Source organism: Streptomyces sp. NPDC045778, from assembly GCF_056431945.1.
In genome coordinates, this window is record NZ_JBWKJZ010000003.1 from 101,949 (window position 1) to 113,177 (window position 11,229).

Annotated in this window: 9 protein-coding genes; 4 read left to right on the plus strand and 5 right to left on the minus strand. The window is 73.8% G+C overall.

What is annotated here, in order from left to right; all coding sequences use genetic code 11:
* Positions 1-74 precede the first annotated feature (74 nt).
* Both AC07GB_RS05165 and AC07GB_RS05170 read right to left on the minus strand, forming a co-directional pair.
* Entirely contained in the window at positions 75-860 is a 786-nt protein-coding gene (locus AC07GB_RS05165) for a glycoside hydrolase family 16 protein (RefSeq protein WP_478841862.1), read from the minus strand.
* 353 nt (positions 861-1,213) lie between these two features.
* The gene (locus tag AC07GB_RS05170; RefSeq protein ID WP_478841863.1) at positions 1,214-2,707 is read right to left on the minus strand and encodes an esterase; all 1,494 of its coding nucleotides are present in this window, start codon (positions 2,705-2,707) and stop codon (positions 1,214-1,216) included.
* Between the two features lie 250 nt (positions 2,708-2,957).
* On the opposite strand from AC07GB_RS05170, the gene prcB reads away from it, so the two are divergent.
* Positions 2,958-3,803 carry a proteasome subunit beta gene (gene prcB, locus AC07GB_RS05175; RefSeq protein WP_478841864.1) on the plus strand — a complete coding sequence of 282 codons (846 nt, stop codon included), beginning with the start codon at positions 2,958-2,960 and terminating at the stop codon, positions 3,801-3,803.
* A 22-nt stretch (positions 3,804-3,825) separates the two neighbouring features.
* On the opposite strand, the gene AC07GB_RS05180 is transcribed toward prcB, so the two are convergent.
* A complete protein-coding gene (locus AC07GB_RS05180) occupies positions 3,826-4,974 on the minus strand; it encodes an FAD-dependent oxidoreductase (protein WP_478841865.1) in 1,149 nt (382 codons plus the stop codon).
* Positions 4,975-5,087: 113 nt separating this feature from the next.
* Between AC07GB_RS05180 and AC07GB_RS05185 the strand changes: the two genes are divergently transcribed.
* Together AC07GB_RS05185 and AC07GB_RS05190 are read left to right on the plus strand one after the other, a co-directional pair.
* Entirely contained in the window at positions 5,088-5,663 is a 576-nt protein-coding gene (locus AC07GB_RS05185) for a TetR/AcrR family transcriptional regulator (protein ID WP_478841866.1), read from the plus strand.
* A gap of 87 nt (positions 5,664-5,750) precedes the next feature.
* A complete protein-coding gene (locus tag AC07GB_RS05190; RefSeq protein ID WP_478841867.1) occupies positions 5,751-6,395 on the plus strand; it encodes a dihydrofolate reductase family protein in 645 nt (214 codons plus the stop codon).
* Between the two features lie 102 nt (positions 6,396-6,497).
* Here the strand turns inward: AC07GB_RS05190 and AC07GB_RS05195 are convergent, their stop codons facing one another.
* Entirely contained in the window at positions 6,498-6,854 is a 357-nt protein-coding gene (locus AC07GB_RS05195) for a MerR family transcriptional regulator (protein ID WP_478841868.1), read from the minus strand.
* Between the two features lie 133 nt (positions 6,855-6,987).
* Positions 6,988-8,010, minus strand: a complete 1,023-nt coding sequence (locus AC07GB_RS05200; RefSeq protein WP_478841869.1) for a proline racemase family protein — start codon at positions 8,008-8,010, stop codon at positions 6,988-6,990.
* A gap of 318 nt (positions 8,011-8,328) precedes the next feature.
* Here AC07GB_RS05200 and AC07GB_RS05205 point away from each other — a divergent pair, with 318 nt between their 5' ends.
* Positions 8,329-11,061: a discoidin domain-containing protein gene (locus AC07GB_RS05205; RefSeq protein WP_478841870.1), complete on the plus strand. Its 2,733-nt coding sequence runs from the start codon at positions 8,329-8,331 to the stop codon at positions 11,059-11,061.
* Positions 11,062-11,229: the final 168 nt, after the last annotated feature.

An 11,229-nucleotide genomic window follows, 5' to 3' on the forward strand; every position in this document is an offset into this window, starting at 1 on the left:
GGTCGGGTGCCGAGGGCCCCGCGCCCGACCTTCGTCCATGGCGAGGGGCGACTTCGGTCACCCTGCCGCGGGGGTCAGCCGCCCGTGACGCGTACGTAGTCGACGGTCAGCTTCTGCGGGAAGACGGTGCTGCCGTTCGGGTCGCCCGGCCAGTAGCCGCCGACGGCGAGGTTGAGGATGAGGAAGAAGGGCTTGTCGAACGCCCATTTCCTGCCGCCGAGGTCGGCCGGGGTGCGGGTCTGATAGGCCCGCCCGTCGACGGACCAGGTGACCTTGTTCGGCGACCAGTCCACGGCGAAGGTGTGGAACTTGTCCGCGAACGCCTCGCCGCCGGGCAGTGTGTACGCCGCGCCGATGCCGCCGGAGCCGGAGTAGCCGGGGCCGTGCAGGGTGCCGTGCACCGTGCTGGGCTCGAAGCCGACGTTCTCCATGACGTCGATCTCGCCGCAGTTCGGCCAGCCGACGCTGCCGATGTCGGCGCCGAGCATCCAGAACGCGGGCCACATGCCCTGCCCCCTGGGCACCTTCATGCGGGCCTCGACGTGCCCGTACGTCTGCGTGAACCTGCCCGCCGTGTTGAGTCGCGCGGAGGTGTACTCGCACCGGCCGTACCAGCACGCGTAGTCGGCCGGGTTCTCCTTGCGCGCGGTGATGACCAGGTTGCCCTGGCCGTCGAGGGCGGCGTTCTTGTTGCCGGAGGTGTAGTACTGCCGCTCGTGGTTGTTCACGTTGTCGCCGGTCTCGATCTGCCATTTGCCGCCGTCGACCGCCGCGCCCGCGGGCCCGTTGAAGTCGTCGCTGAAGGCGAGGGCCGCGGTGGGGCGCGGCGCGGGCGGGGCCGAGGCGGCGGCGGGGCTCACGGCGAGGGCGCAGCAGGCCGCGGCGAGCGCGGCGAGCGCCGCGCGGCGACGCCGGGGACGCGCTGTCGACGGAGACGCTGTCGCCGGACGCGCCGTCGACGGACGCGCTGTCGGAGGGAGCGCTGCCGGAGGGAGCACTGTCATCACATCGCTTCACGTGGGGGAGTGGGGAGTGTGCATGACAATCAGGCATCGGGAAGTGAACGCTGAGAGCGCTCACAACCCCGCGGTGCTTCTACTTGGTTTAAGGCAAGCGGAATGGGGCCGTCAAGCAGTTGGCGCGGACCAACTTCCCCACGGCCCCTGCCCCTTGGCGGCGGGCCGAGCCCTTCCAGCGCCGCCAGGAACTGGTGCTACTCGTCGATCGCCGTACCGAACGCGGCCCCGCTGACCGGCACGCCCAGCGACTTCACGCCGAACGTCCAGGACCCGGAGGCGGTGACGCCGCCCCGCGCGGCCGGGAGGAACCACGCGACACCGTCACCGGCGTTCTCGCCGGGCGCCGCCGCGATCAGGTCGAAGCGGCGGTCGCGGTTCGGGTCCGCGAGCCGCACCTGCGCGCCCCACTTGTCGCCCTTCTCGGCCACGCCGGGAACGCCGCGGGTGTTCTGCGTCCACGAGGTGACGCCCCGCGTGGTCAGACCCTCGCGCGTGCCGCGGAGCACCCACACCGCGCCCGCGTCCGCGACCCGGCCGACGTCCTCGCCGGGCGCGCCGATCGCGACGTCCGCATAGCCGTCGTGATCCGTGTCGTCCACCGACAGGTCGGCGCCCCAGCGGTCGCCCTTCTCCACGACGCCGGGCACGCCCGCGGTGCCCTGGCTCCACCACTTGACCGCAGCCGAGGGGCCGTTCGGGCTGCCGTGGCGGACGCCGACGAGCCCGCCGGTCAGGGTCTCGCCGCCGTCGTCGGGGGATTCGGGCTCGCCGGTCACCAGGTCGTCGTAACCGTCGCCGTCGATGTCCCCGGTCGCGGCGACGGGCCCGCCGCGCAGCTCGCGCTCCCGGGTGAGGCCCTCGGCGTGACCGGAGTAGTACGTCGACCAGCCGTGCCCGGGTTCGGCGCCCGTCGTCACGCCGGAGACCACGAGGTCGGCGAAGCCGTTGTCGTCGTAGTCCCCGGTGGTCAGCGACTTGGGCAGCACGACGCGGCGCTCGGCGGCCCGTGCCCCGCCGGACCCGGCCAAGGGCTGGGACGACTGCCGCAGGAACGGCCGGCCGGCGGGTACGTGCGGCTGGTCGCCGTAGGTGTAGGTGTCCAACTCGTCCCGGTCGGTGATCGCGAGGACGTCGCCCTCGGTCGCGCCGCTGAACCGGGCGGCGGCGACCCCGGTGCCGAACCGCTCGCCCGCGCGCGGCTCCTCGGCCTCGATCCAGTCGCTGAGGCCGGGCCTGAGGCCCTTCTTGGTGCCCCAGAAGATCGTCACGCGGCCCGCGTCGCGCTGCCCGTCGACGTCCTCGCCGGGGGCGGCGATCACGGCGTCGTCGTAGCCGTCGGAGTTCAGGTCGCCGCTGGCGACGGTGGTGCCGAAGCCGTCGCCCGCCTCGGGGGTGCCGTCGCCTCCGGTGGAGGCCTCGCTGAGCCGGGCCACGCGGGTGGTGCCGATGCCCCGCGAGGAGCCGTACTGCACGGTGACGAGCCCGGCGCCCTTGTGCCCTTCGACGGTCGCGCCGGGCGCGCCCACCAGCAGGTCCTCGTGGCCGTCGCCGTTGTAGTCGCTGTTGCGGTCGTTGGCGTGCGTGCTCCCGGGCGTGCCCGCGAGCGCGGCGGGGGCGGCGGCCACGCCCGCGCCGGTCAGCAGCAGGAAGGAGGCCGCGGTGAGGGCGGCGGAACGGTTCTTGCGCAAGGAAGGCTCCCGTTGAGGAAGGGTCAGGAAGGGCGGCCCGGCCGGCGCGGGGGTAGTCCGGAAAGCCCCGTTCCGTACTTCCGGCGCCCTGTTCGACCAAGGATGGGGTCCGAGGGTTGTACGGGGCACGCGTTTCGCCCGCGCGTCGTGGCCCGGGTCCGGCGCGGCTCAACTCGCCGCCGGGGTTACCCGATTGGGGCCGCGGGTAGGGTGCGCGACAAGATCCGTCGGCAGGTACGGAGGGGCGCGTATGAATTCCGGTCCGCACGGCACGGGCGGCCTGCCGCCCGCCTTCCTCGCACCCGAGACGTCGTCCTTCGTGGACTTCCTGGCGGCCCATGCCCCCGACCTGCTGCCCGCACGCCGCGCCCTGCCCGCCCCGCACGACGGCTTCGAGGCCCCGCACGGCACCACCATCGTCGCGGCCACGTACGCGGACGGCGTCCTGGTCGCGGGCGACCGCCGGGTCACCATGGGCAACGTCATCGCGCACCGCGAGTACGACAAGGTCTTCCCCGCCGACGAGCACTCCGCGATAGCCATCGCGGGCACCGCGGGCATCGCCGTCGAGCTGGTCAGGCTCTTCCAGCTCGAACTGGAGCACCACGAGAAGATCGAGGGCACCGCCCTGTCCCTGCTCGGCAAGGCGAACCGCCTCACCACCCTGGTCCGCGGCAATCTCGGGATGGCGCTCCAAGGCCTCGCCGTCGTCCCGCTGTTCGCCGGGTACGACCTGGGCAAGGGCGTGGGCCGCGTCTTCTCGTACGACGTCACGGGCGGGCGCAGCGAGGAGCGGGACATCGCCGCCACCGGCTCCGGCTCGGTCTACGCCCGCGGCTCGCTGAAGAAGCTCTACCGCCCGGGGATGTCCGAGTCCGACGTCGTCCTGGCCGCCGTGCAGGCGCTGTACGACGCCGCGGACGACGACTCGGCCACGGGCGGGCCCGACCTCACCCGCAGGCTGTTCCCGCGCGTGTGCCTGGTCACTGAGGACGGCTACCGGCAGCTGGCGCGGGACGAGGTCGCCGAGGTCGCCGAGACTGTGGTGGACCGGCGCCTGGAGCAGCCGAACGGGCCGCGCGCGCCCGTGCTGTGAGGCGCGGCGCCGGAGGGCGGTGTCACGGCCGCCCGGTCAGATGGGCCAGGATCCGGGCGGCGCCGTCGGGGCCGAAGGCGTCGTCGACGGCCTCGGCCGCGCCCGCGGCGGCTTCGGCCGAGCGCGGCAGGAGCACCTTCTCGTAGGCGGCGACGGCCTGGTCGACGGTGGCGTGGTCGACGAGGGCCCGGGCCAGGTCGGCGCCGTCGAGCATGGCGAGGTTCGCCCCCATGCCGGAGAACGGCGCCATGAGGTGGGCGGCGTCCCCCAGGAGGGTGAGGCCGGGCGTCGGCGCCCAGGTGTGGGGGACGGGCAGGGCGTGCAGGGGCCGGTTGACGTACCCCGTGTCGGTGTCGGTGACGAAGCCGAGCAGGTGGTCGCTCCACCCGGCGAACCGGTCGAGGAGGGCGTCGCGCACGGCCGCGGTGTCGGTCAGGTCGAGCCCGGCACGCCGGTGCCAGTCCTCGGCGACGCTCAGGGCCACGTACGCGCGGATGTGTCCGCCGCCGGTGCGCTGGGCGACGAAGCCCCGGCGGTCGTGGAGGGCCATCATGGTGCCCGCCGCGGTGAGGGCCGCGAGGCGCGGGTGGCGGGTGTCGACGTCGTCGAAGCCGGTCTCGACGAACGTGACACCGGTGTAGCGGGGCAGCGCGTTCGACAGCGTGCGGCGGACCGTGGACCAGGCGCCGTCGGCGCCGATGACGAGGTCGGCGTCGGTGCTCGTGGCGTCGGCGAAGCGCAGGCGGTGCACGCCGTCGCCGACGGGTTCGACGCGCGTGAGCCGGTGGCCCCAGCGCACCGTACCGGGCTCCAGGGAGCCGAGGAGCAGGTCGCGCAGGTGGCCGCGGTCGATCTCGGGGGCGCCGTCGGACGTGTCGGCCTCGGGCGGGACGCCGTCGAACACGAGCCGGCCGTCGGCGCCGACCACGCGCATCTGCCGGCCTTCGGGCCGGGCCAGGGCGAGGAAGTCGTCCAGGAGGCCGGCCGCGCGCAGCGCGGCCTGCCCGGTGCCGGGGTGCATGTCCAGGGTGCCGCCCTGGCCCCGGGCGGCGGGGGAGGCGTCGAGGTCGTGGACCGTGACGGGGACGCCGTGCCGCTGGAGGACGCGGGCGCAGATCAGCCCGCCGGGGCCGGCGCCGACGATCGCGATGCGAGGGGCGGTGGTGTTCATCGAGGTGCCTTCTCTCAAGGGGAGACGGGAGCGCCGAGCCACAAAAGCACACTCACTCAATAAGTGCAACGACGCAACTTTTTCTACGAGCCACTTTTCTCTATGATGCAGACATGACCGCAACCGTGGGGCGCCGTGAGCGCAAGAAGGCCGCCACCCGCAAGGCGCTCGCCGACACCGCCCTGGACCTGTTCCTGGACCGTGGCTACGACCACGTCACCATCCGCGACATCGCGGACGCGGTGGACGTGTCGACCACCACGCTGCTGAAGTACTTCCCGGCCAAGGAGGCCCTCGTCTTCGACGAGGACGCCGAGCAGGAGGCGGGGCTCGTCGCCGCCGTCCGCGACCGGCCGGAGGGCCAGGACATCCCCGAGGCGCTGTGCGCGTACGTCAAGCGCGTACGGACCGACGCGGGCGGCGGGGACGCGCGGTTCGCCGCCTTCCTGCGCCTCGTCCGCGAGACACCCGCCCTCAGCGAGTACGGCCACCGCATGTGGATGCGCCACCAGGACGCCCTCGCCGGGGCCGTCGCCGAGGCCACCGGCGGCCGGCCGGACGACTACCGGTACGCGGCCTTCGCCCACTTCGCCCTGGAGGCGTCGGCCTTCGCCCTGCGCGCCGAGGACCCCGAGCGCGCCTTGGACGCCGCCTTCGCGCTCCTGCGGGACGGCTGGGGGCGGAAGTAGCGCGTCCGGGTCGATTTGTCGGGCCGCGACCGATGAGTTTCCCCGGCCGGGGGAGTCCTACCGGAGTCGACGACACTGGAGGGACCTATGGGTCAGCTGTTGAGAGTGCAGAACTTCACCGTCTCGCGGGACGGATTCGGCGCGGGGGAGAACCAGAGCCTGGAGCGGCCGTTCGGTGACGCGGACCCCGGGGAGATGTTCACCTGGGCCGGTGCCACGGCGAGCTGGCCGATGCGCACCGACCCCGGCGGGAGCCGCGGCCTGGACGACTACTTCACACGGGACTTCACGCGCAACATCGGCGCCGAGATCATGGGGCGCAACAAGTTCGGCCCCCAGCGCGGGCCTTGGGAGAACCTCGACTGGCAGGGCTGGTGGGGCGACGAGCCCCCGTTCCACACGCCGGTGTTCGTCATGACGCACCACGTGCGCCCTTCGTTCACGCTCTCCGACACCACGTTCCACTTCGTGGACGACGAACCGGCCGCCGTCCTGGAGCGGGCGAAGGAGGCCGCGGGAGGCAAGGACGTGCGGCTCGGCGGCGGGGCCACCACCATCAGGGAGTTCCTCGACGCGGGCCTCGTGGACACCCTTCACGTGGCGGTCGCGCAGGAGGAGCTGGGCTCCGGGACGCGGCTCTGGAAGTCGCCCGACGAACTGCTCGACCGGTACCACCTCGACGTCGTGCCCAGCCCGAGCGGTGTGACGCACCACCTGTTCTGGCGCAGGTGACGCGGCGCCCGCCGGCACGGCTCCGGCCGCGGGCGGCGGGGGTCGCTGGGCGGCGGGCGGCCGCTGGGCGGTGGGTGGCAGTGGGCGGCACGGCGGGGCGTCTCAGCCGGACGCCGCATCGATCACCTCGTCCAGGACGTCGCGGGACCGCACCAGGTCGCCGATCATGCGGTTGATGCGGTCCCGCTCCGCGCTGAGCTGGCTCACCAGGAACGGCGTCGCCGTCTCGGATGGGCCCCCGTCCTTGTCGCGGATGCACGGCAGCAGGTGCACGATCTTCGAGCTGCACAGGCCCGCGGCGAACAGCTCCTGGATGCGGATGACCCGGTCGACCGCGCTGTCCGGATACTCGCGGTGGCCGCCGGGCGTGCGCTCGGCGGCCAGCAGCCCCTGCTTCTCGTAGTAGCGCAGGGAGCGTTCGCTCACCCCGGTGCGCCGGGACAGTTCACCGATCCGCATCGTCCACCTCGCTCGCCTTCACAAGGTCCGCGGCCCGCGCGAACCTGACATGGATGACAGTTTCCCTCGTACGGGCGGCGCGGGCAACGCCGGATCGTGCGGCGGGGGGCCGCTCCGGGCCGGCCGGGAGCGGCTAGGGCAGGAACCCCTCCGGCAGCTCGTCGTGCGGGTCCAGGACGAAGCGGTGCTCTCCCGTGCGGAAGGCCCGGCCGGTGGTCTCGGTGACCGTGCCCGCCGCCGCCCTGGACACCGCGCGGCCGGTGAAGACGGTGCCCGCGACCGACTCGTGGCGCAGCACCTCGCCCGGCGCCAGGTGGCCGTCCTCGGCGAGCAGGGCCAGCCGGGCCGACGTGCCCGAGCCGCACGGGGAGCGGTCGAACTGCCCGTCGGCGAAGACCGTGACGTTGCGCTGGGCGGGGCCCTCGGGGCGGCGGGGCAGCTCCTCGTGGAGGATGACGCCGTACACACCGGACAGGTCGGGGCGCGCGGGGTCGAGGCTGCCGGGGTGCCCGGCGAGCGCGGCCCGGATCTCCTGCCCCGCGGCGACGAGGCGGGGCAGCGCCGCGCGGTCCACGGTGAGGCCGAGCGCGGCCGCGGGCACGGAGGCGTAGCAGGCCCCGGCGTGCACGAGGGCGGCGTCGACGGGGCCCGCGCCGGTGGTGACGCGCACGGCGCGCGCGGTGACGCGGGCAGGCACGTTGCGGAAGGTGACGCCCGTCGTACGGCCGGCCTCCCGGTGCACGGTGGCGGTGACACGCCCGGACGGGACGTCGACGCGGACCTGCACGGAGCCGTCGTCGGGCGCGGCCACCACCCCCTCGTCGACGGCCCACGCGCCGAGCGCCATCGTGCCGTGGCCGCAGGCCGTGGAGTACCCGTCCTTGTGCCAGAACAGCACGCCGAAATGGGCGCCTTCGTCGTCGGCGGGCACCACGAAGCCGCCGTACATCCCGCAGTGGCCGCGAGGCTCGCGGACCAGCAGACGCCGGACGTCGTCGAGCGGGCCGCGGCGCGGCGCGGTGGGAGCGCCCCCCGCGCCGACGGCGGTGGCGAAGCGCTCGGCGACGGTGTCCCCGGGGATCGGGGGCAGCCCTTCGCGCACGATGCGGAAGGGCTCGCCGGCGGTGTGGTAGTCGAGGGTGCGCACGTCGGTCACAGGTGAACTCCGGGCGGCAGCAGGGGCGTCGGGTGGTCCGGGCCCGCAGGAGGCTACCCGGCGCGGGCGGTGCGCCACAGGGCCCTGCGCGCGTCCAGGGGAGCGCCCCGCCCGCCCGTCCACGAAGCGCCCGGCCGTGAGCCACGGCAGAGCCGGCGGAGGGTCACGGCAGAGCCGTCCGTGCGTCATCAGGGAGCTGGATGGCGCAATCCACCCGCCTTGTCTTAAGGAATTGATTGATGGCGCACGGATATTGACGTGACTCGTTCACAAAATTTATGGTCCGTGGACCCTCACAGATCACCATGACGGAGAACAATGACGTACTCCCTGGTCTCGCGGCCCCGTGCCGCCCGTCTGTCCGCGGCGGCACTCGCCGGAGTGCTCCTCGCCGCCGTCCCGCCCACCGCCGGAGCGCAGCAGGAGCCGCGGACCGCGTCCGCCGCCACCCCCGCCAACTGCCGTACGGGCGAAGGCTGGTCCCTCGACAGCACCCGTATCGACCCCAAGGACACCCACCACGCCTTCGTCGGCAACGGCTACCTGGGGCAGCGCGTCCCGCCCAACGGCACCGGGTACGCCGACAGCGACGCCAAGACCGGCTGGCCGCTGTACACCCCGCGCTACGACGGCTCCTTCGTGTCCGGCCTGTACGCGCACAACCCGCGCACCGCGGCGGACCGGCAGGCCGTCGCCGCGCTTCCCACCTGGACCCCGCTCACCGTCACCACCGGCGGGAAGCACGGCGACACCTTCAACTCTTCGACGCCGCCCGGTCGCGTCTCCGCCTACCGGCAGAGCCTCCTGATGCACTGCGGCCTGGTGCGGACCACCCTGACCTGGACCGCGGCCGACGGCCGCAGGACCGACCTGGTCTACGAGGTGGTCGCCCACCGCGCCGACCCGCACGTGGGCGCCGTACGCCTGCTGATGCGGCCGCACTGGAGCGGCGCCGCGACCGTCACCGACCTCGTCGACGGCCGGGGCGCGCGGCGGGTGCGGCAGACCGGCGGCGGCGACCGGACCGGCGACGCCCGGCACGGCCGCCCCGGCCCCGCCATGGACGTCACCTTCCGCACGGACGGCACCAAGGTCGACGGCGCCGTGGCCTCCACCCTGCGCGCCGGGCACGGCGTGCGCGACGCCCGGGAGCGCAGGGCGGCGGGCGCCCGCGGCCTTACCGCGCGGCAGAGCCTCACCTTGCCCGTGCGCGGCGGCCGGACCTATGAACTCACCAAGTACGTGGGCGTCGACACCGCCCTGACCTCGCGCGCCCCGCGCGAGGCCGCCACCGCCGCGGCCCGCCGCGCCGCCGACCGCGGCTGGGGCGCCCTGCTGCGCGCCCACACCGCAGCCTGGGCCCGCCTGTGGCGCAGCGACATCGAGGTGCCGGGGCGGCGCGACTGGCAGACGTGGGTGCGCTCCGCCCAGTACGGGCTGCTCTCCAGCACGCGGAAGGGCGCCGCGAACAGCATCGCGCCGACGGGCCTGACCAGCGACAACTACGCGGGCCTCATCTTCTGGGACGCCGAGACCTGGATGTACCCGGGGCTGCTCGCCACCCGGCCCGAGCTGGCCGAGCCCGTCGTCGACTACCGCTACCGCACCCGCGCGGCCGCCCGCGCCAACGCCCGCTCCCTCGGCTACAAGGGGCTCTTCTACCCCTGGAACAGCGGCAGTTCGGGCGACCTGGCCAAGGAGTGCCACAGTGTCGACCCGCCGCACTGTCGCACGCAGATCCACCTCCAGTCCGACATCTCCCTGGCGACCTGGCAGTACTACCTGGCCACCAAGGACACCGCCTGGCTGCGCGAGCGCGGTTGGCCGGTCCTGAAGGGCATCGCCGAGTTCTGGGCGGGCCGCGTCAGCCGCAACGCCGACGGCAGCTACTCGATCAAGGACACCGCGGGCCCGGACGAGTACAGCAACGGCGTCGACGACGCCGTGTTCACCAACGCGGGCGCCGCCACCGCCCTGCGCCAGGCCACGCGCGCGGCCGAGATCCTCGGCGAGCGGGCCCCCGCCGCCTGGACGCGGATCGCCGACAGGATCCGCATCCCGTACGACGCCCGGCGCAAGGTCTTCGAGCAGTACGACGGCTACCGGGGCAGCAAGATCAAGCAGGCCGACACGGTGCTCCTGATGTATCCGCTGGAGTGGCGGATGCCCGAGGGCGCGGCGGCCGCCACGCTCGACTACTACGCGCAGCGCACCGACCCCGACGGCCCCGCCATGACGGACTCGGTGCACGCCATCGACGCCGCCGGGATCGGCGAGCCGGGCTGCTCCACGTACACGTACATGGAACGGTCCATCAAGCCCTTCGTGCGGGGCCCGTTCGCGCAGTTCTCCGAGGCCCGCGGGGACAAGGCCGGTGCCGAGGATCCGCTGTCGGGCTCGCCCGCGCACGACTTCCTCACCGGCAAGGGCGGCTTCCTCCAGACCTTCACCCAGGGCCTGACCGGCATGCGGATGCGCGAGGACCGGCTGCGCCTCGACCCGACGCTGCCCCCGCAGTTCGGCGAGGGCGTCACGCTGCGCGGCCTGACCTGGCAGGGGCGGACGTACGACATCGAACTGGGCGCGCACCGCACGACGGTACGGCTCACCGAAGGGAAGCCGATGACGCTCGACACGCCGCGGGGCGAGCAGGTCGTCAGCGAGGGCGCGCCGGTCGTCCTGAAGACCCGCCGCCCCGACCTCGCGCCCACCGGCAACGCGGCCCGGTGCGTCGCCGCGAAGGCCTCGTCGGAGGAGCCCGGCATGTACGCGGGCGCCGCCGTGGACGGCAACACGGCGACGGCCTGGGTGCCGAACGAGACGAGCGGCGCCCTCACGGCCGACCTCGGCGAGCCTGTCCGCGTCGGCGAGGTCACGCCGACGTGGACCGGAGTCGAGCCCAAGTCGTATGCCGTGGAGGTGTCCCTCGACGGGCGGCACTGGCACCGGACGGAGGGCTCCGCGCGGCTCGCCCGCTATGTCCGGGTGACGGTACACGGCGAGCCCGACGCCAAGGAGCGCCCCGGCATCGCGGAGCTGACGGTCCGCTAGCTCGGGGGATCCCCGCCACGACGAGACCCCAGGCCCTGGCCTGGGGTCTCGTCGTGGTGTGCGCGGCTCACGGGGCCTCAGGGTGCCGCTCCCGCTGGGCTGTTCGGTGTCCGCCTCTCACTCGTTCGCCCCTCTTGATCATCTCAAAGCGGAAAAAGTCGGATAAAC